Annotated in this window: 17 protein-coding genes; 10 read left to right on the top strand and 7 right to left on the bottom strand. The window is 59.8% G+C overall.

All coding sequences use genetic code 11. From position 1 onward, the window contains the following. The first annotated feature begins 7 nt into the window (after positions 1-7). The 3 genes from ligA to def are packed head-to-tail and all read left to right on the top strand — an operon-like array spanning position 8 to position 3,593. Positions 8-2,131, top strand: coding sequence for an NAD-dependent DNA ligase LigA (gene ligA / locus AC8GFZ_RS04075; RefSeq protein WP_506642598.1), 2,124 nt, complete (start codon positions 8-10; stop codon positions 2,129-2,131). After that, positions 2,128-3,033 (top strand): ROK family protein, encoded by a 906-nt coding sequence (locus tag AC8GFZ_RS04070; RefSeq protein WP_506642596.1) that lies wholly within the window; start codon positions 2,128-2,130, stop codon positions 3,031-3,033. Before ligA ends, AC8GFZ_RS04070 begins: the two co-directional genes overlap by 4 nt. Positions 3,034-3,053: 20 nt before the next feature. Next, positions 3,054-3,593, top strand: a complete 540-nt coding sequence (def, locus tag AC8GFZ_RS04065) for a peptide deformylase (protein WP_506642594.1) — start codon at positions 3,054-3,056, stop codon at positions 3,591-3,593. A gap of 6 nt (positions 3,594-3,599) precedes the next feature. Here def and AC8GFZ_RS04060 read toward each other — a convergent pair whose 3' ends face one another. Beyond that, on the bottom strand, positions 3,600-6,197 hold the full coding sequence (locus AC8GFZ_RS04060; protein ID WP_506642592.1) for a [protein-PII] uridylyltransferase: 2,598 nt from the start codon (positions 6,195-6,197) through the stop codon (positions 3,600-3,602). Between the two features lie 10 nt (positions 6,198-6,207). Beyond that, on the bottom strand, positions 6,208-7,020 hold the full coding sequence (gene map, locus AC8GFZ_RS04055) for a type I methionyl aminopeptidase (RefSeq protein ID WP_506642590.1): 813 nt from the start codon (positions 7,018-7,020) through the stop codon (positions 6,208-6,210). Between the two features lie 114 nt (positions 7,021-7,134). On the opposite strand from map, the gene purL reads away from it, so the two are divergent. After that, positions 7,135-11,088, top strand: coding sequence for a phosphoribosylformylglycinamidine synthase (gene purL, locus AC8GFZ_RS04050; RefSeq protein WP_506642588.1), 3,954 nt, complete (start codon positions 7,135-7,137; stop codon positions 11,086-11,088). Positions 11,089-11,156: 68 nt separating this feature from the next. Here purL and AC8GFZ_RS04045 read toward each other — a convergent pair whose 3' ends face one another. Genes AC8GFZ_RS04045 through AC8GFZ_RS04025 form a run of 5 tightly spaced genes read right to left on the bottom strand, consistent with a single transcriptional unit; the run spans position 11,157 to position 14,762 of the window. After that, entirely contained in the window at positions 11,157-11,942 is a 786-nt protein-coding gene (locus AC8GFZ_RS04045; RefSeq protein ID WP_506642586.1) for a peptidylprolyl isomerase, read from the bottom strand. A 45-nt stretch (positions 11,943-11,987) separates the two neighbouring features. Next, positions 11,988-12,263: a BolA family protein gene (locus AC8GFZ_RS04040; RefSeq protein WP_506642584.1), complete on the bottom strand. Its 276-nt coding sequence runs from the start codon at positions 12,261-12,263 to the stop codon at positions 11,988-11,990. Next, the gene (locus tag AC8GFZ_RS04035) at positions 12,260-12,823 is read right to left on the bottom strand and encodes a septation protein A (protein WP_506642582.1); all 564 of its coding nucleotides are present in this window, start codon (positions 12,821-12,823) and stop codon (positions 12,260-12,262) included. Before AC8GFZ_RS04035 ends, AC8GFZ_RS04040 begins: the two co-directional genes overlap by 4 nt. Further along, positions 12,820-13,239, bottom strand: coding sequence for a peptide-methionine (R)-S-oxide reductase MsrB (msrB, locus tag AC8GFZ_RS04030; protein WP_506642580.1), 420 nt, complete (start codon positions 13,237-13,239; stop codon positions 12,820-12,822). The genes AC8GFZ_RS04035 and msrB overlap by 4 nt, the downstream gene beginning before the upstream one ends. Further along, positions 13,236-14,762, bottom strand: coding sequence for a protein adenylyltransferase SelO (locus AC8GFZ_RS04025; RefSeq protein WP_506642578.1), 1,527 nt, complete (start codon positions 14,760-14,762; stop codon positions 13,236-13,238). The genes msrB and AC8GFZ_RS04025 overlap by 4 nt, the downstream gene beginning before the upstream one ends. A 151-nt stretch (positions 14,763-14,913) precedes the next feature. On the opposite strand from AC8GFZ_RS04025, the gene AC8GFZ_RS04020 reads away from it, so the two are divergent. The 6 genes from AC8GFZ_RS04020 (at position 14,914) to AC8GFZ_RS03995 (ending at position 22,640) form a co-directional block, all read left to right on the top strand. Then, complete coding sequence (locus AC8GFZ_RS04020) at positions 14,914-16,539, top strand: 3-(methylthio)propionyl-CoA ligase (protein ID WP_506642576.1); 1,626 nt, start codon at positions 14,914-14,916, stop codon at positions 16,537-16,539. A gap of 122 nt (positions 16,540-16,661) precedes the next feature. Continuing rightward, positions 16,662-17,684: a branched-chain amino acid ABC transporter permease gene (locus AC8GFZ_RS04015; RefSeq protein ID WP_506642574.1), complete on the top strand. Its 1,023-nt coding sequence runs from the start codon at positions 16,662-16,664 to the stop codon at positions 17,682-17,684. 3 nt (positions 17,685-17,687) lie between these two features. Continuing rightward, a complete protein-coding gene (locus AC8GFZ_RS04010; protein WP_506642572.1) occupies positions 17,688-18,971 on the top strand; it encodes a branched-chain amino acid ABC transporter permease in 1,284 nt (427 codons plus the stop codon). Next, the gene (locus AC8GFZ_RS04005; protein ID WP_506642570.1) at positions 18,944-19,735 is read left to right on the top strand and encodes an ABC transporter ATP-binding protein; all 792 of its coding nucleotides are present in this window, start codon (positions 18,944-18,946) and stop codon (positions 19,733-19,735) included. Before AC8GFZ_RS04010 ends, AC8GFZ_RS04005 begins: the two co-directional genes overlap by 28 nt. After that, positions 19,728-20,423: an ABC transporter ATP-binding protein gene (locus tag AC8GFZ_RS04000; RefSeq protein ID WP_506642568.1), complete on the top strand. Its 696-nt coding sequence runs from the start codon at positions 19,728-19,730 to the stop codon at positions 20,421-20,423. Before AC8GFZ_RS04005 ends, AC8GFZ_RS04000 begins: the two co-directional genes overlap by 8 nt. Before the next feature lie 102 nt (positions 20,424-20,525). Continuing rightward, a complete protein-coding gene (locus AC8GFZ_RS03995) occupies positions 20,526-22,640 on the top strand; it encodes a 3-hydroxyacyl-CoA dehydrogenase NAD-binding domain-containing protein (protein WP_506642566.1) in 2,115 nt (704 codons plus the stop codon). Positions 22,641-22,646 lie beyond the last annotated feature (6 nt).

The following is a 22,646-nucleotide window of genomic DNA, read 5'->3' as shown; positions in this document are numbered from 1 at the left end:
CCACGCCATGGATGCACTGAGCCCGGCCCCTGATCATCCGCCTGTGGCACCAGCGGCCGCGCGCATGGCCGAACTGCGCGACCAACTGCGCCACCATGGGCATTTGTATTACGTGCTGGACGCACCCATCCTGCCCGATGGGGAATACGACCGCTTGTTTCGCGAGTTGCAAAGCTTGGAGCAAGCCCACCCGCAATGGCGCTCGGCCGACTCGCCCACCCAGCGCGTGGGCGGCGTACCGGTTCAAGCCTTTGCCAGTGTCGAGCATCAGGTTCCGATGCTCAGCATCCAAACCGAGACCGATATCAGTGAGCAAGGGGCGCGATTGTTCGATCAGCGGGTGCGCAAACAGCTCCAATGCAGCGAGACCGACCCGCCGCTGGCCTATGTGGCCGAGCTGAAATTTGACGGCCTGGCCATCAGCCTGCGCTACGCCCAGCATGTGCTGGTTCAAGCGGCCACTCGGGGAGATGGCGCTTGGGGCGAGGATGTGACGCACAACATCCGCACCATTGGGCAAATCCCGTTGCGCCTGCCCGCACATGCGCCGCCCGACTTGGAAGTGCGCGGCGAAATATATATGCGGCGCGACGACTTCGAAGCGCTGAATGAACGGCAACGCCAAAAATTAGCCGCTGGCGCGAAAAATGAAAAAACCTTTGTCAATCCACGCAATGCCGCCGCCGGTGCCGTGCGCCAACTTGACCCTCAAATTGCCGCCCAAAGGCCGCTGAGTTTTTTCGCCTATGCCTTGCACTTTCATTCGACAGGCAGCGACAAGCCAAGTCCCTTGGAAGCCACCCTGTGGGGTTTGGATCGCTATGGCCAACACGACCAGGTTTTACAGGCCCTGAAAGACTGGGGTTTTCCGGTGTCCGCACACACCCAAACGGTGCTGGGGGCCGACGGCTTGGTGGCATTTCATGCCCAAACAGCGGCACTGCGCGACCAGTTGCCTTTTGACATCGATGGCGTGGTTTACAAGGTCAATGCCATTAGGGCGCAAGCCCTGTTGGGCATGGTCAGCCGGGAGCCGCGCTGGGCCGTGGCGCACAAATTTCCCGCTCAAGAGGCGCTCACCACGGTGCTGGCCATCGATGTGCAGGTGGGCCGCACCGGCAAACTCACACCGGTGGCCAAATTGGCGCCGGTGTTTGTGGGGGGGGTCACCGTGACCAATGCCACCTTGCACAACGAAGACGAAGCGCGCCGCAAGGATGTTCGGGTGGGCGACACCGTGGTCGTGCGCCGCGCTGGAGACGTCATCCCCGAGGTGGTGTCGGTGGTGCTGGACAAGCGCTCACACGATGCCCCTGAATTCAGCATGCCCCGGGTGTGCCCGGTATGTGACAGCGTTGCCGTGCGCGAGGAGGGCGAGGCCGATTACCGCTGTACCGGGGGGCTGTTTTGCAGTGCGCAACAAAAGCAGGCCCTCTTGCACTTTGCCCACCGGCGCGCGGTTGAAGTCGAAGACCTGGGTGAAAAAATTGTCGACCAACTGGTCGACGCGGGCCTGGTCAAAAACCTGCCCGATTTATACAAGCTGGGTTTCACACACCTGGCGGCGCTGGAGCGCATGGCCGACAAGTCGGCCAACAACTTGTTGGCCAGCATCGAAAAGTCCAAGCACACGACCTTGCCCAAGTTTTTGTTTGGCTTGGGTATTCGCCACGTGGGCGAGGCCACCGCCAAAGAACTGGCGCGTCACTTTGGTGGCATGGACGCCATCATGAATGCCAGCATCGACCAACTCCTTCAAGTCGCCGATGTGGGCCCCGTGGTGGCCCAAAGTTTGGTCACCTTTTTTGGCCAAGCGCACAACCGAGAAGTGGTGGAGCAACTGCGTGCCTGTGGCGTGCATTGGTCAGAAAGTGAGCCCCAGGGGCGTTTGGATTTGCCCCTGGCTGGCCACACCTATGTGATCACCGGAACCTTGCCGAATTTGTCGCGCGAACAAGCGCAGGACTTGTTGGAACAAGCCGGCGCCAAAGTGGCCGGCAGTGTCAGCAAAAAAACCACCGCGGTGGTGGCGGGAGAGGCAGCCGGCAGCAAATTGGAAAAGGCCTTGGCCTTGGGCGTGCCCGTCCTCGGCGAAGCGGGCCTGTTGCAATTGGTCCAAACCAGCCCATGAGTGGTTTGATCGGCATCGACCTGGGCGGCACCAAGATCGAGGTGGCCGTGGTGGATGCGGCGGGGCAAGTCATTCACCGCCAGCGCCGACCCACGCCGGTGGGTGACTACCCAGCCACCCTGCAGTGCGTGCGCGACATGGTGGATCACAGCTTGGCTACTTTGAATATGCCGCGCCCTGTGGCGGTGGGCATGGCCATTCCCGGATGCTTGGACCCTTTGACCCATACCGTGCGTGGCGCCAACTCGGTGGTGCTGAATGGCCAGCCCATGCAAGCCGATTTGCAACACCTGCTCGGTTGCCAGGTGCGGATGGAAAACGACGCCAATTGCCTGGCCGTGAGCGAAGCGGTGGACGGGGCTGGCGCGGGCTTGGATCTGGTGTTTGGGGTGATTTTGGGCACTGGCTGTGGTGGAGGTTGGGCCATCCACGGCAAAGCCAGGCGGGGCCCGCATGCGCTGGCCGGCGAGTGGGGGCACAACCCCTTGCCCTGGTTGGGCGAGGGCGATCTGTTCAGCCGTGACTGCTGGTGTGGGCAACATGCCTGCTTGGAAACCTGGCTGTGTGGCCCGGGTTTTGCTGCAGATCATGCGGCCCACACGGGCTGCATCGCTCAACCACCAGACATCGTCTTAGCCATGCGCCGGGGCGAGCCCCAGGCGCAGGCCAGTTGGGACAGATATGTGGACCGCTTGGCCCGTGCCCTGGCGCAAGTCATCAACACCATGGACCCCGATGCCATCGTCTTGGGCGGCGGCATGAGCCAGATCGATGAGCTGTACACCGCCATACCGCCACTGCTGAATCGCCACACCTTTACCCCAGCCATCCACACACCCATACGCCCAGCCAAACATGGCGATGCTTCTGGCGTGCGCGGCGCGGCTTGGTTGGCACGTTGACCCTTGGAGAGGACACACCCATGACCATTCACACCATTTTGAAAATGGGCGACCCCAGGTTATTGCGCCAGGCCCAACCTGTGCCGCGCTTTGATACGCCTGAGTTGCATGCCTTGGTGCGCGACATGCAAGAGACCATGGCGCAGGTGAATGGCGCTGGATTGGCCGCACCCCAAATTGGCGTGGACTTGCAGGTGGTGATTTTTGGCACGGGTCAGATCAACCCGCGTTACCCCGATGCCGAGCCCACTCCCGAAACCGTGTTGATCAACCCCACCATCACCCCATTGGGCGCAGAGGAAGTTGAAGACTGGGAGGGTTGCCTGTCGGTGCCCGGTTTGCGCGGGGTGGTGCCGCGCTGGCAAAGCATTCGCTACCAAGGATGGGACGTGCAGGGCCAGGTGATCGAGCGCGAGGTGTCTGGTTTTCACGCCCGCGTTGTGCAACATGAGTGCGACCATTTGATGGGCAAGTTGTACCCCATGCGGGTGCGCGACTTCAGCCGCTTTGGCTACACCGATGTGCTGTTTCCAGGTATCAGCGCCGTGGAAGATGATTGAGCGTTGTCACTGAACGCTCAGGGATTCGAGCAACTCGGTTTCAATGTCGATTTGGCTGCGGTTGTGTTGCAGCGAAGGGCCGTCGATCAAAAAGGTGTCTTCCACCCGCTCGCCCAAGGTGGAAATTTTGGCCAATTGCAAATGGATTTGGTGCCGCGCCAAAACCCTGGCAATGCCATACAGCAAACCCACTCGGTCGCTGGCCGAGACACTCAGCAGCCAACGCTGGGCCTTTTCGTCGGGTTGCAAATTCACCCGGGGCGCAATCGGGAAACTTTTCACCCGCCTTGACACCCGGCCATGGCTGGCCGTGGGCAAAGGTCCCACCAGCGCCAAGGTGTCGGCCAAATCGCGCTCCACCATGGTGCTGAGCTCTCGGTAATGTTCGCTCATGTGTGGGGCCACCACCTGAAAGGTATCCAAGGCTCGGCCATTGGGCGCGGTGTAAATCTTGGCGTCTTGCACGCTGATGCTGTTGTGGTCAAAGTAGCCACAGATACGGGCAAACAAATCGGGCGCATCGGGCGCAAACACCATGATTTGCAATCCCTCACCGGTCGGTGAGGGGCGGCAACGCACCATGGCCGGCGGTGTGTCCTGCGAATTTTGGCTCAACCACCGCGATAACTGTCGCGTGTGCCAAGCGATTTCCTGGGCATCATGCCGCATGAAATAGCCCACATCCAAAGAGTCCCACAGGCTTTTGTGCGCCTCATGGGGCAGCGCGTGCAAGGCCAAATTTTCCAGGGCTTCGCGCTTGCGTGCCTCGACCACCGAGTCCGGGTCCGGGGCACGGCCACCCATGGCCCTGGCCGTGTACTTGTACAAATCCTCCAGCAACTTGCCCTTCCAGGCGTTCCACACCTTGGGGCTGGTGCCACGGATATCGGCGACGGTCAGCAGGTACAAGGCCGTCAACTGGCGTTCGCTGCCCACGCGGCGCGCGAACTGGGCGATCACCTCGGGGTCGTTGAGGTCTTCTTTTTGCGCCACATGGCTCATGGTGAGGTGTTCGCTGACCAAGAACTCCACCAAACTGGCGTCTTCGCCGGTGATTTGGTGGGTGCGGCAAAACCGGCGCACCTCCATGCGGCCCTCGACCGAATGGTCTTTGCCGCGCCCTTTGGCAATGTCGTGGAACAGGGCCGCCACATAAAACAACCAAGGCTTGTCCCAGCCGCTGGCCAGTTGCGAACAAAACGGGTATTCATGTGCGTGCTCGGCAATGAAAAACCGCCGCACGTTGCGCAACACCATCAGGATGTGCTGATCGACGGTGTACACATGGAACAAGTCATGCTGCATTTGACCCACGATGCGCCGAAAGGTCCACAAATAACGCCCCAACACCGAGGTTTGGTTCATCAAACGCATGGCGTGGGTGATGCCCAGGGGTGACTGCAAAATCCGCACAAACATGGCGTGGTTGGCTGGGTCTTTTCGGAATTGGGCGTCCATGACCGGCCTGGCGTTGTACAGCGCGCGCAGAGTGCGTGACGACAGCCCTTTGATGCCAGGGGTGGTTTGGTACAACCAAAAGGTTTCCAAGATCGCGTGGGGCTGTTGAAGGTAGACCTCATCGGTGCGCACATCCAACATGCCCGACTTATTGGCAAAGCGTTCGTTGATCGGGTGCGGCGTGTGGTCACCGGGGATGAGCTGCTCTTCCAAGTTCAGCACCACGATTTGGTTGAGCTGGGTCACCGCTTTGGCCGCCCAGTAATAGCGCTTCATCAAGGCCTCACTGGCCTGGCGGGCATGGGTGCTGCCATCCGGGTTCTGGCCCAGGCCCAAGCGCAATCCCAAGGCGCTTTGCAGATCGAAAACCAAACGGTCTTCGCGCCGGTTGGCTTCCAGGTGCAACAAGACGCGCACCAGGCTCAGCCATTGTTCGTTGCGGGTGAGTTGGCGCGCCTCATGGGCGGTGACCAAGCCACTGCGGGCCAACTCACTCCAACTGTGGCCCAATCCAGCGGCCTTGGCCACCCATTTCAAAATGTGCAAATCGCGCAATCCGCCCGGAGACTCTTTGCAATTGGGCTCCAGGGCATAGGGTGTGTTCTCGAATTTGGTGTGGCGTTGGCGCATCTCCAAGGTTTTGGCCACAAAAAAGGCCTTGGCGTCCATGGCTTGGGCAAAGCGGCGTTGGAATTCTTCAAACAAGCCTTTTTGCCCGCAAACCCAGCGCGCTTCGAGCAAAGAGGTCTGCACCGTCACATCTTTGGCCGACTCCAGCATGCATTCTTCAACCGTTCGCACGCTCGAGCCCACCTCCATGCCCGCGTCCCAGCACTGGCTGATGAAGCGCTCGACTTGGCCGCGCAAGGCGTCGTCTTGCGCCAAGGCCACATTGGATGGCATCAGCACCAAGACGTCCACATCCGAATAAGGATAGAGCTGGCCCCGCCCATAGCCCCCCACCGCCACCAAGGTCAGGCTGTCGGCCAATCCGCATTGGTGGAACAACTGCGTCAGGGTTTGGTCATTGAGCGCACACAGCGCTTCCAAGAAGTGTGTGACACGCCGCACCGTGATCGGCCCTTGGGTCAGGCCAGCCAACAGGTTTTTTTTGGCTGCGCGGTGGAGCGCATCGGGTGAGCCCATGGACAAGGTGTCAGCAAGAAGTGGTGGTGACAAAGGCGGGCAAGGCCGGGCTGCCAGCGGACAGGGTCAACACTTCATAACCCGTGGGGGTGACCAAAATGGTGTGCTCCCATTGGGCGGACAAGGAATGGTCGCGGGTCACAATGGTCCAGCCGTCGCCGAGTTCCTTGATGTCACGCCGCCCAGCATTGATCATGGGTTCGATGGTGAAGGTCATGCCGGCTTGCAATTCCTCCAAGGTGCCGGGCTTGCCATAGTGAAGCACTTGTGGGTCTTCATGAAATTTTTCACCAATGCCGTGGCCGCAAAACTCACGCACCACAGAAAACCCATGGCCTTCAGCAAAACGCTGGATTGCAAAGCCAATGTCACCCAAACGGGTCCCCGGCTTGACTTTGACAATGCCATGCCACATCGCGTCATAGGTCAATTGGCACAGGCGCTTGGCAGCAATCGAGGCTTCGCCCACCGCAAACATGCGGCTGGTGTCGCCATGCCAGCCGTCTTTGATCACGGTGATGTCAATGTTGATGATGTCCCCACGCTTCAAGGCCTTGTCGCTGGGGATGCCATGGCACACCTGGTGGTTGATCGACGTGCAAATCGATTTGGGATAGGGCTTGTAGCCCGAAGGCGCGTAATTCAGGGGGGCGGGGATGGCGTGCTGAACCTGGGTGATGTAGTCGTGGGCCAGCTGGTCGAGCTGATTGGTGGTCACACCCACTTGCACATGGGGGGTCAAAAAGTCCAAAACTTCTGAGGCCAGGCGACCGGCCACGCGCATGCCTTCGATGCCAGCGCTGTCTTTGTAGGTGATGCTCATGGCAGCGATTATCTCAGCCCTGTGACCCATGGGCCGTGGCGTAAAATCAAAGCCATTCTTCAACCTGCCCACACCCCAGTCAGCGGTGCGGCGCCAGACCACCAAGGCCACCCCGTGACCCTGCACATCACCGAATTCCCAGGCGACAACGCACTGAGTGGCTTTCGCCTGCGTCAACTCTTGCCGCGTTTGCAAAGCATCCATCCTCACTTGCAAGATTTGCAAGCGCGCCATGTGTATTTGGTGGCCAGCGAGCAGGCGCTGGAAGCCGATACCCATTCGGCCGTGCAACGCTTGCTCGGCCCCGCCCGGCATTGGCCCGCCACAGCGCAACCCAGCTTGGTGGTCAGCCCCCGCTTGGGGACGGTCTCACCCTGGGCGTCCAAGGCCACCGACATTGCGCGCAATTGCGGCTTGCGGCTGCACCGCATCGAGCGGGTGACCGAGTACCAATTTGTCTTCAGCGGTGGGCCTGCGCCGCCAAACGACATGTGGCAAGCCCTGGGCGAGCCCTTGTTTGACCGCATGACCGAGTCACTGCACCTGGGTTTGGCGGCTGCCCACGCCTTGTTTGCGCCGGTACAAGCACCTGCCATGCAGCATGTGGATGTGCTGCATGCAGGCCGAGACGCGTTGAGCCAAGCCAATGTGCAATGGGGTTTGGCGCTGGCCGACGACGAGATCGATTACTTGCTGGATGCGTTTCGCCAACTCGGGCGCAACCCCAGCGATGTGGAATTGATGATGTTTGCCCAGGCCAACAGCGAGCACTGTCGGCACAAAATCTTCAACGCCCGCTTCACCATTGACGGGCAAGCGCAAGCGCTGAGCATGTTCGGCATGATTCGCCACACCCATCAGCAAAACCCCCAACACACGGTGGTGGCCTATTCGGACAATGCCTCGGTGATGAGCGGCCACCGGGTGCAGCGCTGGGGTGCCACGGCCCAAGCGGGCATGTCGGTCTACCGCAAAGAGGACGCACTTCACCATGTGCTGATGAAGGTGGAGACCCACAACCACCCCAGCGCCATCTCACCCTATCCAGGGGCAGCCACCGGTGCCGGCGGGGAAATTCGCGATGAAGGAGCCACCGGTCGTGGTTCACGGCCCAAGGCGGCCCTGACCGGCTTCACCGTGTCCAAATTGTGGGACAGCACTCTGCAGCGCCCCGCCCACATGGCCAGTGCCCTGCAAATCATGACCGAGGGTCCTTTGGGCGCGGCCGCCTTCAACAATGAGTTTGGCCGCCCCAACTTGTTGGGCTACTTTCGCGAATACGAGCAAGTGGTTGCCGGGGTGGTGCGCGGCTACCACAAGCCCATCATGATCGCGGGCGGCTTGGGCACCATCGACGCCCAGCAAACCGAAAAAATACGTTTTCCCGCAGGCACCTTGCTCATCCAGCTGGGAGGGCCGGGCATGCGCATTGGTTTGGGCGGAGGGGCGGCCAGCTCCTTGTCCAGCGGTGCCAATGCGGTCAACCTCGACTTTGACTCGGTGCAACGGGGCAACCCCGAAATTCAGCGCCGGGCGCAAGAGGTCATCAACCAGTGCTGGGCCCAGGGCAGCGACAATCCGATTTTGGCCATCCACGATGTGGGGGCCGGGGGCTTGTCGAATGCGTTTCCCGAATTGGTCAACGATGCTGGGCGCGGTGCGCGCTTTGACATGGCCCAAATTCCTTTGGAAGAAAGCGGCATGTCGCCGCGCGAGATTTGGAGCAACGAAAGCCAAGAGCGGTATGTGCTGGCCGTGTCGCCCACATCGCTGGATGCCTTCAGCGCCTTGTGCGCGCGCGAACGCTGCCCATTCGCCGTGGTCGGCGTGGCCACCGACGACGCCCATTTGAGTTTGCACCAAGCCTCCGGCCAGAACCCGGTGGACATGCCCCTCAATGTGCTGCTGGGCAAGCCGCCCAAAATGCACCGCAACGTCACCCGTCAAGTTTGGCGCGGAACAGCCATGGACCTGGACGGCGTCAACTGGACGGATGCGGTCATCCAAGTGCTCAGCCACCCCACGGTGGCGTCCAAGCGCTTTTTGATCACCATTGGCGACCGAACCGTTTCGGGCCTGACCCACCGCGACCAAATGGTCGGCCCCTGGCAAGTGCCGGTGGCCGATTGCGCTGTCACCTTGGCCGACTACCAAGGTTTTGCCGGCGAGGCCATGGCCATGGGCGAGCGCAGTCCCTTGGCCAGCCTCAATGCCCCAGCGGCTGGGCGCATGGCCGTGGCTGAGGCGCTGACCAACCTGATGGCGGCCCCGTTTCAAATGGACAAGGTCAAGCTGTCGGCCAATTGGATGGCCGCCTGTGGTGAGCCCGGTGAAGACGCCGCCCTGTACCAGACCGTGCAAGCCGTGGCCATGGACTTGTGCCCGGCTTTGGGCATCTCCATCCCAGTGGGCAAAGACAGCTTGTCCATGCGCACCCAGTGGCGCGATCAAGGCCAAGACCACCAGGTGGTCTCGCCGGTGAGTTTGATCGTCACCGCATTTGTCAGTCTGGACGATGTGCGCGGCACCTGGACCCCGCAACTCAATGCTTCTGAGGCCGACACCAGCCTGATCTTGGTGGACCTGGGCCGCGGCCAATGCCGCATGGGAGGCAGCGTGCTGGGCCAAGTGCTGGGCCAATCTGGCGACCGCGTGCCTGACTTGCACCAGGCGCAAGACCTTCTGGCCTTGGCCGCCGCATTGCACGATTTGCGCGCCGAGAATTTGGTGCTGGCCTACCACGACCGCAGCGACGGGGGGCTGTTGGCCACCGTGTCCGAAATGGCTTTTGCCGGACAAGTCGGTGTGGCCTTGAACATTGACATGCTGGTCACCGAGGGGGACGGCATTGCCGACAGCCGCGCCGACCACGGGGACAGCAAAAACTGGGCAAGCCAAGTGGGGGCGCGTCGCCATGAACGCAGCCTGCAAGCCTTGTTCAACGAAGAGCTGGGCGTGGTGATCCAAGTGCGCACGGCCCAGCGCGATCAAGCCTTGGGCATCTTGCGCCAACACGGTTTGTCTTCGCACAGCCATGTGATCGGCAAAACCAGACCCGACCAAGCGGGTTTGCCCCGTGGCAAGGGCGAATTGAGCATTTGGCGCGATGCCAGTGAAATTTTCAGCGCCAAAATTTCCGATTTGATGCTGGCTTGGGACGCCGTCAGTTGGAAAATTTGCCAGCAACGCGACAACCCTGCCTGCGCCGATGCCGAGCATGCCGCCACGGCCCAACCCACGCCGCTGCACTGGCATGTGCCAGCACCGCTGCAAGCGGCCTTGGAAATGCCATACGTGAATCTGGCTCGCCCCCGTGTGGCGGTGCTGCGCGAACAAGGGGTGAACTCGCACTTGGAGATGGCTTACGCCTTTGATGCGGCGGGTTTTGAAGCCGTGGACGTGCACATGACCGATCTGCAACAAGGCCGCGTCAAATTGTCTGACTTTGCTGGTTTTGTGGCTTGCGGTGGTTTCAGCTACGGCGACACCTTGGGCGCGGGCGTGGGCTGGGCGCGCAGCATTGCCTTCAACCCCAAGTTGGCCGACCAGTTTCAAGCCTTCATGCAGCGCAGCGACCGCTTTGGCCTGGGGGTGTGCAACGGTTGCCAAATGATGGCCGCCTTGGCCGACCTGATTCCCGGCGCCCAAGACTGGCCACGCTTCACCACCAACCTGAGTGAACGCTTCGAGGCCCGTTTGTCCCAAGTGGAGGTGCTGGACTCACCGAGTTTGTTCTTCCAAGGCATGGCCGGTTTGCGCTTGCCGATTGCGGTTTCCCACGGTGAGGGCTATGCCAACTTTGCACTGCGCGGCGATTTGTCGCGGGTGCACCAGGCCATGCGCTTTGTCGACGGCTCGGGGGCGGGCACCGATCAATACCCGCTCAACCCCAATGGCAGCCCTGGTGGCTTGACGGCGGTGACCACCGCCGACGGGCGCTTCACCGCCATGATGCCGCACCCCGAGCGGGTGTTCCGCCAGGTGCAAATGAGCTGGACCCCAGCCGACCCCAGCGCGCACAGCCCGTGGATGCACATCTGGCGCAACGCCCGCCGCTGGGTGGGTTGAACACCACAAAAAAGGGGCCTCGCGGCCCCTTTTGTGAGATGCGCCCGTGAAACGGGCTCAGCCTTGAATCACTCGATCTTGGCTTTGGCGCGCAGGTCTTGCTGGAATTGACCCATTTTCTGTTGCAGCATTTGCTGAGAAATTTGGGGTTTGACTTCTTCGAACTTGGGCAACTGCGCTTCACGCACATCGTCCAAACGGATCACGTGCCAGCCAAACTGGGTTTTCACTGGCTTGTCGGTCAATTGACCTTTTTTCAAGGCCACCATCGCTTCGGAAAACTCTTTCACGTAGTTGCCGCCAGCGGCCCAATCCAGATCACCACCGTTGGCGCCTGAGCCAGGGTCCTTGGATTGCTTTTTGGCCAGGTCTTCAAACTTGGCGCCTTTTTTCAGGCTGGCCACGATGGCCTTGGCTTGGTCTTCCTTTTCCACCAAGATGTGGCGGGCGCGGTACTCTTTGCCGCCATTGGCCGCCACGAATTTGTCGTACTCGGCCTTGATGTCGGCGTCGGTGACCTTGTCTTTGTTTTGTTGGTCGTTGAACAACTCGCGAATCAAAATCGACTGGCGTGCCAATTCCAATTGGTTTTTGTATTCGTCGGACGCGTCCAACCCACGGCGCACGGCTTCTTGCATGAAGATTTCGCGGTTGATGACTTCTTCTTTGATTTGCGCTTCCAAATCAGGCGTGACCGGTCGGCCTGACTTGGCCAGTTGCTCGGCCAGCACCTCGGCGCGGGCTTTGGGCACGGCCTTGCCGTTGACGATGGCCAGGTTTTGTGCCCACAAGGAAACACTCAAGGTGCTCAAGGCGCACGCGGTCAGCAATGACCTGATGGAGGAATGTGTCATGAAATATGGCTCTATTTGGGGGGAGGGTGGGAGAAGAAGATTTGATCAAGTCTTGGGAGGATCAACAATTTCGATGGCCAAGGCGTGCAATCCTTGGTCGATGAAATCTTGCAGCGCATCATACACAAGGCGATGGCGCTTGACCCGACTCAAGCCATTGAATTGGCTGCAGCCAATGCGCACCCTGAAATGGGTTCCGAACCCCAGGTCATTGGCGCCCACATGGCCAGCATGATCGGCACTTTCGTCGATCACCTCCAGGCTGAACGGATTCAGCACCGAACTCAAGCGCTGATGAAGTGACTCGGCTTGAACCATCATGGCTTGGATTCCGGTTTTTCTGCGGTGACTTCGCCGTTGTCCATGAAGCGCCCCAGGTACATCGCTTGGGCCAACACAAAAACCAGCATCAAGCCCATGCCGCCAAACAACTTGAAATTGACCCAGGTGTCGGTATCAAAGTGATAGGCGACCCACAAATTGAGCACGCCCATCACAGCGAAAAACCCGCACCAGCTCCACAGCATCACGCGCCACGCATGGTCGGGCAAGGCCATTTGGCTTTTCATCAAACTTTGCAACCAGTTGCGGCGGAAAAACACCTGCCCCACCAGCAAAGCCCCGCCCATGGCCCAATACAGCACCGAGGGTTTCCATTTGATGAATGTCTCGTCTTGGGCGATCAAGGTCGCGCCACCAAACACCACAATCACCCCCAGGCTCAGCCACTGCATGGGCTCGGTGCGGCCGGTGCTGTAACGCATCCAAGCCAATTGGATCAAAGTGGCCACGATGGCCACCGTCGTGGCGACAAAAATGCCCCAAATTTTGAACGCGCCGAAAAACAACAAAATAGGGAAAAAATCCAGCAGGAGCTTCATTTCTTGTCCTGTCCGCTGGGTACAAATTCCAAGGCCGCCGAATTCATGCAGTAACGCAACCCTGTGGGTTGCGGCCCATCCGGAAAGACATGCCCCAGGTGGGCGCCGCATTGGGCGCACAAGGTCTCTGTGCGCAACACGCCCAAACTGCGGTCGGCGTGTTCGGCAATGGCGTTTTCATCGGCCGCTTGGTAAAAGCTGGGCCAGCCACAGCCGGCATCAAATTTGGTTTGGTGATCAAACAGTTTTTGGCCGCAGCAAATGCATTGGTAGCGCCCAGCATCCCAGTGCGACTCATACTTTCCTGTGAAGGGTCGCTCGGTCGCTGCTTGGCGGGTAACGGCAAAGGCCAGGGGTTCAGCCCCTTTATCGGCCAAGTGTTGTTTCCACTCGGCGTCGGTTTTTTGGATTTTCATGAAGAGCAGCTGATGGCAATCGTGGAGGCCCAATCGGGCGGAAATCCGGCCCGGTGTTCCGAGTCGGGGTGTTCATCAAAGGGGTGGCGCAACAACGCGAGCAAATTATCCACTTCCCTGTAATCACCAGCCTGGGCCATCCGGATCGCCGTTTCGCCCAAGTGATTGCGCAGTACATATTTCGGGTTGGCGCGCAGCATGGCCGCACCGGTCAGGGCCCGATCTTGCGCCCCCAGCCGGGCGGTGTAGCGCTGTTGCCAATCGGCCCATGCAGCGGTGTCCAAAAACAAATCGCGCACCGGTGCCCATGCGGCGGCATCGCTGGACTGCCCGTGGCTGCTGAGTACCGCATGGCTCAAGCGGCGCCAAAAAATACTGAAGTCCACCGCACCTGTGCTGAGCAAATCCAGCGCCGCCTGGGCCAGCTCAGCGTCTTCGGTGGCGGTGGTGCTCAGCCCCAGCTTTTTCCGCCACTGTGAGAGCAAAGCTTGGGGCAGGGCGGTTTTATAGGTGTTCAAGGCTTCGAGCACCGGCTCGGTCTCGCCCACCAGGGGGGCCACGGCTTGGCCCAAGCAGTAGAGGTTCCAAAAAGCGACCTGGGGTTGGCGCTGAAAGGCATAACGGCCTTGGTGGTCTGAATGGTTGCAAATGTGGTCGGGGTCGTAGGCGTCCAAAAACTGAAACGGCCCATAGTCCAGGGTCAAGCCCAAGACGCTCATGTTGTCGGTGTTCATCACACCATGACAAAACCCCACCCCTTGCCATTGAGCCACCATCTGCGCGGTGCGCTCGGTCACGGTTTGCAGCCATTGCAAGCAGGCCTGTTCAATAGGCAATTGTTGCTGGGCTATGTCAGGGAAGTGTTGGTCTAGGAGTTGGGTCAACAAACGCTTCACCGAATCCCAGTCGCCCAAAGATGCAAAGTGCTCGAAATGCCCAAAGCGGATGAAACATGGTGCCACCCGAGTGACCACGGCAGCGGTTTCTTGGCTTTCCCGCCACACCGGCAGGCCAGAGGCGGTCAAGGCCAAAGCCCGCGTGGTGGGGATGCCCAGGCCATGCATGGCCTCGCTGCACAGGTATTCGCGGATGCTTGAGCGCAGCACCGCACGCCCGTCCCCGCGCCGTGAATAGGGCGTGGGCCCAGCGCCTTTGAGTTGCCAATCTTGACGCCCCAGGGGCGAGTCGATTTCGCCCAAAGACAAAGCTCGGCCATCGCCGAGTTGGCCCGCCCAAACCCCAAATTGGTGGCCGCTGTAAACGCTGGCCACGGGCACTGAACCGGGCCACACCGCGTTACCGCTCAAGGCCTGCAAGCTCAAGGGGTCGTCCCAAAACGAATCGGGCAGGCCCAGCTCTTGAGCCAAGCCTCGGTTTTGCGACACCCAATGGGCGGCACCCATGGGCGTGGGCGCGGTCGGGGTGAAAAAAGTCGGTCCCAAAGCGTGCATACCGCTGGACCAGGGCAAATGCGGTGAGGCCTGGTCGGGTCTGTTGGCCACGGCGCTGGAAGTGGATTGCATGGGCTGGATTGTCGGTGTTTGAAAAAAACCTGTGTCGCTCAGGGCATCGCCTGGCTGGTGGACCCAGCTCCCACGCCCGACTGAGCACCAAATCGGCCAGATTTTCCATGCAAAATAAGCCCCTTTCCAGTACACATCCAAGGGACAAACCATGTTGGGATTGATGCAAGGTCAAGGGTTGGCGATTTCATCCTTGATTGATTTCGCCGAAAAGCACCATGGCGATGTCGAGGTGGTGTCCAAGCGGGTGGAAGGCGATGTGCACCGCACCCATTGGGCCGGCATCGCCCAGCGCGCGCGCCAAGTGGCCAATGCTTTGGATGGTTTGGGCCTGGCCTTTGGCGACCGTGTGGCCACCCTGGCCTGGAATGGTTATCGCCACCTCGAGTTGTATTTTGGGGTCAGTGGCACGGGCCGGGTGCTGCACACCGTCAATCCGCGCTTGCACCCGGATCAAATTGCTTGGATCGCCAACCACGCCCAAGACCAGGTCATATGCTTTGACATGACCTTTTTGCCCATCATCGAAAAAATCCATGCCCAATGCACCACGGTCAAGCATTGGATCGCCCTGTGTGATGACGCCCATTTGCCGGCCCAAACCAGCATTCCGGGCTTGCGCAGCTACGAGTCATGGCTGCAAGCGCAAAGCCAGCAATATGTTTGGCCGGTGTTCGATGAAAACTCAGCCTCCAGCATGTGCTACACCAGCGGCACCACGGGCAACCCCAAAGCGGCCGTGTACAGCCACCGCTCCACCATTCTTCATGCCTATGCCGCGGCTTTGCCCGATGTGATGTGCATGTCCGCGCGCGACAGCATCTTGCCGGTGGTGCCCATGTTCCACGTCAACGCCTGGGGCATTCCCTACAGCGCCGCCATGGTGGGTGCCAAATTGGTGTTTCCTGGGCCGGCCTTGGACGGCGCATCGGTCTATGGCCTGATTGAAGCCGAGGGTGTCACCTTTGCCGCAGGCGTGCCCACGGTGTGGCAAATGATGCTCAGCCACATGGGGCCCAAAGGCTTGCGCTTCAGCACCCTGCAGCGCACCGTGATTGGGGGCTCGGCCTGCCCGCCGGCCATGATCCATGCCTTCAAGAACAACTATGGGGTCGAGGTGTTGCATGCTTGGGGCATGACCGAAATGAGCCCCTTGGGCACGCTGTGCACCTTGAAGAACAAGCACTTGGGTCTGCCGCCCGAGGAGCAGATGCAAATTCGCCTCAAACAAGGGCGCTGCATTTACGGCATCGACATGAAGATCATTGGCCCCGAGGGCCAAGATTTGCCCTGGGATGGCGTCGCCACAGGCGACTTGTTGGTCAAAGGCCCCTGGGTTTTGCGCGAGTATTACCGCCAAGAAGGCCCCAGCCCCTTGATCGACGGCTGGTTCCCCACCGGCGACGTGGCCTCCATCGACCCCGACGGCTTCATGCAAATCACCGACCGCAGCAAAGACGTCATCAAATCCGGCGGTGAATGGATCAGCTCGATCGACATTGAGAACATCGCCATGGCCCACCCCGACGTTCAAATGGCCGCTTGCATTGGCGTGGCCCACCCCAAATGGGATGAGCGCCCGATTGTGGTGGTGGTGAAAAAACCCGACAGCAGCTTGGATGCCGCCACTTTATTGGCTTTTTACCAGGGCAAAACCGCCAAATGGCAAATCCCCGATGACGTGGTTTTTGTGACCGCCATTCCGCTGGGGGCCACTGGGAAAATGCTCAAAACCCGTTTGCGCGAGCAACTCCAGGATTACCGACTGCCGGCTTGATGCTTGCGTCACAGGCTCCTGACAACACACCCAGCAACCGCACCATGACCGCCACCTGACCGAACGGAGAAGCCCTTCACCCTGTCGCTGGTATCGGCGCGCACAGGGTGTTTCTTGCAACCATGGAGTTTTTTCTCATTTCCCTGCTCAATGGGGTGAGCTATGGATTGCTGTTGTTCATGCTCAGCGCGGGCCTGACGCTGATTTTCAGCATGATGGGCGTGCTCAACTTTGCCCATGCCAGCTTTTACATGTTGGGCGCCTACGTGGGTTACAGCTTGAACGCCACATGGGGCTTTGTCCCCGCATTGGTCCTTGCGCCCTTGGCTGTGGGTTTGTTGGGCGCGGTCTTTGAGAAATGGTTTTTGCGCCGCGCCCATGCCCACGGCCATGTGCCGGAATTGCTCATCACCTTTGGTTTGGCCTGTGTGCTGGTGGAAGTCGTGCAGTTGTTGTGGGGCCGCGCAGCCGTTCCCTTTGCGCCCCCCGATTGGCTGCAAGGGCCGGCCTTCACCCTGGTGGGCGGCGGCCATGTCACTGACTTGCAGTGGGTTTGGGGGGCTGCGGCCGAGGCCTCCTGCCAAGGGGCTGCGCTGTGCTCGCCGTTCCCCGCCACCCGCGCCTTCATCATGGCAGTGGCCTTGGCCATGGTGCTGGGCCTGTGGGCGCTGATCACCCGCACCCGGATTGGTCTGGTGATCCAAGCGGCCTTGACCCACCCGCAAGCCGTGCAAACCCTGGGCCACAACGTGCCCCAGGTGTTCATGTGGGTGTTTGGCGTGGGGACAGGCTTGGCCGCTTTGGCCGGGGTGATTGGGGGCAGCACCTTCGTCACCGAACCTGCCATGGCGGCCACCGTGGGTTCACTGACTTTTGTGGTGATTGTGATTGGCGGCCTGGGTTCCTTGGCCGGTGCTTTTTGGGCCTCTGTGCTCATTGGCACGGTCCAAACCCTGGCCGTGTCCATTGACATCTCTGTGTGGGACCTGTGGGTCGCCCTGGGTTGGCCCGCGCTAGCCGATGCGAGCCATTCACCTTGGATGGCATTGACCTTGTCACAAGCCGCACCCATCTTGCCGTATTTGTTTTTGGTGCTGATATTGATGCTCCGCCCCCAAGGCTGGATGGGTACCCGTGAGGGTTGAAGCATGACCCCATCGACACCAAGCATCGCCAGCCCACAGGCTCTGCCCAGGCCTTGGTTTTGGCTGGGTGTGGGGGCCGTTGCAATGGGCCTGGCACCGTGGATTTTCAATGCCCCATTTGAACAATCGGTGTTGACACAAATCGCCATTGCCATGGTCGCTTGTCTGTCCTACAACATGCTGTGGGGCCAAGGGGGCATGCTCAGCTTTGGTCATGCTGTTTACACAGGCTTGGGGGCATACATGGCCATGCATGTGCTGCAAGGCTTGGGCAGTGGTGGATGGGGCGTTCCAGTCAGCCTGATTCCTTTGGTCGGTGGCGTTTGCGGCATGGGCTTTGCTGTGGTCTTGGGTTATGTGTCCACCCGCAAATCGGGAACCACCTTGGCCATGATCACCTTGGGGCTGGGCGAGTTGGTGTTTGCCATGTCGCTGATGTTTTCAGATTTTTTTGGCGGTGAAGCAGGTTTGTCGGGCAACCGGGTCCAAGGGGCTGCCCTGTGGGGCATCGATTTCAAGTCACCCATCCAGGTCTACTACCTGATCGGCGCCTACACCTGGGTGAGTGTGGCTTTGATGTATGCCTTCACCCAAACACCGCTGGGTCGCTTGCTCAACGCCGCGCGCGACAACGCCGAGCGCCTGTCTTTCATTGGTTATCAACCCCAGCGGGTGCGTTACTTGGCCTTCATCATCTCCGGATTTTTTGCCGGCGTGTCCGGGGGCATGGCGGTGCTGCACTTTGAAATGGTCACCGCCGATGTGGTGGGCACTGCCCGTTCGGGCGCCTACCTGTTGTTCACCATTTTGGGCGGATCGGGTTATTTTGTCGGTCCCCTGTTGGGGGCGGTGGGGATGGTGCTCTCTGGGGTGCTGCTCTCGGAGTGGACCACCGCAGGACTGCTCTACTTGGGCTTGTTGTTCATGGCGATGGTGATGTATGCGCCTGGTGGCTTGGCCAGCTTGGGGGTTTGGCACCTGAGTTGGGTCACACGGACGGGTGCGGCTCGTTTGTGGCCTTGGTACCTGGGGTGTCTGATGAGCGCGGGTGTGGCGGCGCTGGGCGCCGCCAGCGCCATTGAACTGTTTTATCACCGCCAATGGCATTCCTCGGTGGGTCAACCCTTGCGCTGGCTGGGCCAGCCTTGGGCCACCGATCAGCCCTTGCCCTGGGTTTTGGCGGCCTTGGCCTTGACCGCGGGTTTGGTCGGCTGGATGTTTTGCAAACGCCATTGGGATCGGGCCTGGGGTCAGATGGCATGGGTGCCCAACGGGGCAAACCCATGACGCCGGCGCTGGCGCTGCGCGGCGTGCACAAGCGCTTTGGCAACACCGAGGTGATTCAAGGCGTGGACTTGAACGTGAGTCCCGGCGAGCGGGTGGCCATCATTGGGCCCAACGGCGCGGGCAAATCCACTTTGTTCCATTTGATCAGTGGCAAATTCAAGCCAGACCAAGGCCACATCGAACTGCGGGGCCAGCGCATCGACGGCTTGCCGCCCCATGCCATCCACCGCATGGGTTTGTCGCGCAGTTTTCAAATCACCAACTTGTTTGCAGGCATGTCGGTGTATGAAAACCTGCGCTGCAGTGTGCTCTGCGCTTTGGGACACGGCTACAGCTGCTGGAAGTTTTTGTCCGGATTGAAAGACGCCAACGCCAGAACCGAGACCTTGCTCGATCAGATAGGGCTGTGGCACAGACGCCACGACCTGGCCATGAACCTGAGCTATGCAGAGCAACGGGCTTTGGAGCTGGGCATCACCTTGGGCGGCGATTCTGCGGTCTTGCTGTTGGACGAACCGACCGCGGGCATGAGCCGCAGTGAAACCCGCCACTTCATTGACCTGATCGCCCAAGTCACCCAGGGCAAGACCATGTTGATGGTGGAACACGACATGGGTGTGGTGTTTGAACTCGCCGACAAAATTGCCGTCTTGGTCCATGGCCAGGTGATGGCATGGGGCACCCCTAGCCAAGTGCGCGAAAACCCACAGGTGCAAGCGGCTTACTTGGGGGCCATGGCCCCAGGGCAAGGCCAGCATGCTTGAAGTCGAGAACCTGCACGCTTACTACGGCAAAAGCCATGTCTTGCACGGGGTGAACTTCACCGTGGGCGAGGGCGAGGTGGTGTCCTTGCTGGGGCGCAATGGTTCGGGTCGCAGCACCACGGCCAAAGCCATCATGGGCTTGGTTCAGGCCAAAGGGACTGTGCGCTGGCGCGGTCAATCCTTGTTGGGCAAGCCTCCGCACGAAATCGCCCGCCTGGGTGTGGGTTATGTGCCAGAAAACAAGGATGTGTTTCCACGCCTGACGGTGCATCAAAACCTGATGCTGGGTCAAAAGGGCTCCGCTACCCGCACCCGTTGGGATTTTGACGACATGTATGCCTTGTTTCCACGTCTGCGCGAGCGCCAACACGTGCCAGCCGGGGTGTTGTCGGGCGGCGAGCAACAAATGCTCACCTTGTGCCGCACCTTGATGGGAGAACCCGCCCTGATGTTGATCGACGAACCCACCGAAGGCTTGGCCCCCCAGGTGGTGGAACAAGTGGCGGCGTTTTTGCTCACCCTGAAAACTGAACGCATGTCCATGGTGTTGATCGATCAAAAGTTAAGCTTTGCCTTGGCCATTTCTGACCGCATTCTGGTCATGGGCCATGGCGAAGTGGTGTTCAATGGCAGCCCACAAGCTTTTGATCAACATCCCGAGATCCGCCACGAATGGTTGGAGCTGTGAGGCGGCACACAATCCCCCAAAAAAGAACGATCGTTCTTTTTTGGTATCCTCCCAACACTTTCGACCTCACAGGCCCACAGGCCATCACCTAAGGAAAATCGCATGAGCGCTGACTACACCGTCCAAGGCGACTTGGCAGTGATCACCATGAACAACCCACCCATCAACGGGCTGGGCTTGAGCACCCGGCAAGCCATCGTGGCGGGCCTTGAAAAAGCCTTGGCCGACGACAACGTCAAGGCCATCATCTTGACCGGTGCTGGCAAAGCCTTTTCGGGCGGGGCCGACATCAAAGAATTTGGGTCGCCCAAAGCCGTTCAAGAGCCCAATTTGTTGAACGTGATTTTGGCCCTGGAAAACGCCAGCAAACCCGTGATCGCCGCTGTCCATACCGTGGCCATGGGCGGCGGCTTGGAGTTGGCCCTGGGATGCCATTACCGCATCGCCGCCCCTGGGTGTGATGTGGCCTTGCCAGAGGTCAAGCTCGGCCTCATCCCGGGCGCGGGCGGCACCCAGCGCTTGCCCCGAGTCTTGGGGGTGGAAGCGGCTCTGAACATGATCGTCAGCGGCGAGGCCATTAAAAGCGAGATGCTGGCCATGCTGCCGGGTCAAAAGCTGTTTGACCAGATGGCCAGTTCGGCACAGACGTTGGCCCAAGAGGCCGCTGACTTTGCCCACGAAGTGCTGCAACACCACGTGCCAGGCATGGCGCTGCCGCGGGTGCGCGATCTGCCCTGCAAACACCCGAATGCCGATGCCTTCTTCAAGTTCAGCACCAACATGGTCAACGGCATGACCAAGGGCAAGTACCCCGCGCCCCTGAAGTGCATTGAAGCGGTGCAAAACGCCACCAAAATGAAGTTTGACGAAGGCATGCGCGCCGAGCGTGAAATCTTCACCAACCTGATGTTCACCCCCGAGTGCCGCGCTTTGCGCCATTTGTTTGTGGCGCAACGTGCCACCACCAAAATCGCCGATGTGTCCGCCGATACACCTGTGCGTGAAATCAAAAGCGTGGCCGTCATTGGTGCGGGCACCATGGGTGGCGGCATCAGCATGAATTTCCTCAATGCCGGAATTCCGGTCAAGATTTTGGAAATGAAGCAAGAAGCTTTGGACAAAGGCCTTGCCATCATCGAGAAAAACTACCAAGCCCAGGTGAAAAAGGGCAAGCTCAAAGAAGACAAGTTCCAACAACGCATGGGCATGCTCAGCACCACCCTGAGCTATGACGACATCCGTGATGCAGACTTGGTGATCGAAGCGGTATTTGAAGAAATGGGCGTCAAAGAAAAGGTCTTCAAAAAACTCGACGAGGTGATGAAACCCGGCGCGATTTTGGCGTCCAACACCTCGACCTTGGACGTCAATGCCATTGCCGCCTTCACAAAGCGCCCACACGACGTGGTGGGCTTGCATTTTTTCAGCCCCGCCAATGTGATGAAGCTCTTGGAAGTGGTGCGCGGCGCGGCCACCGGCAAAGACGTGATGGCCACGGTCATGGGTGTGGCCAAAAAGATCAAGAAAACCGCGGTGGTGTCTGGCGTGTGCGATGGCTTCATCGGCAACCGCATGATTGAGCAGTACAGCCGCCAAGCCGGTTTCCTGATCGAAGAAGGTTGCACGCCCCAACAAGTCGACAAAGCGGTGGAGAAATTTGGGTTCGCCATGGGCCCCTTCCGCATGGGCGACTTGGCTGGCAACGACATTGGCTGGGCGATTCGCAAGCGCCGTTATGTGGAAAAACCCGACCTGAAATACAGCAAAACCGCCGACCTGTTGTGTGAACTGGGCCGTTTTGGCCAAAAAGTGGGCAAGGGCTGGTACGACTACCTGCCCGGCAAACGCGACGCCATCCCCAACAAAGAGGTGGAGGACATGATCGCCAAGCACCGCACATCGCTTGGCATCAGCGCTCGCAAAATCAGCGACGATGAAATCGTGCAGCGCTTGGTGTTCTCGCTGGTCAACGAAGCCGCCTTCATTTTGGAAGAGGGCATTGCCGCCCGTGCCAGCGACATCGACATGGTCTACATCACCGGCTACGGCTTCCCCATCTACCGTGGCGGCCCCATGAATTACGCCGACCAGTTTGGGCTGTTCAATGTGGTGCAAACCATGCACCGCTTTGCGCAAAACCCCCACGATGACGCCAAATTCTGGCAACCCGCCCCCTTGCTCGCTCGCTTGGTGGCTGAAGGCAAAACATTCAATTAAGGAACC

This window comes from Limnohabitans rimovensis (SeqCode), from assembly GCF_965234775.1.
Classification (GTDB): domain Bacteria; phylum Pseudomonadota; class Gammaproteobacteria; order Burkholderiales; family Burkholderiaceae_C; genus Limnohabitans; species Limnohabitans rimovensis.
This window is presented reverse-complemented; position numbering and strand designations above follow the sequence as displayed.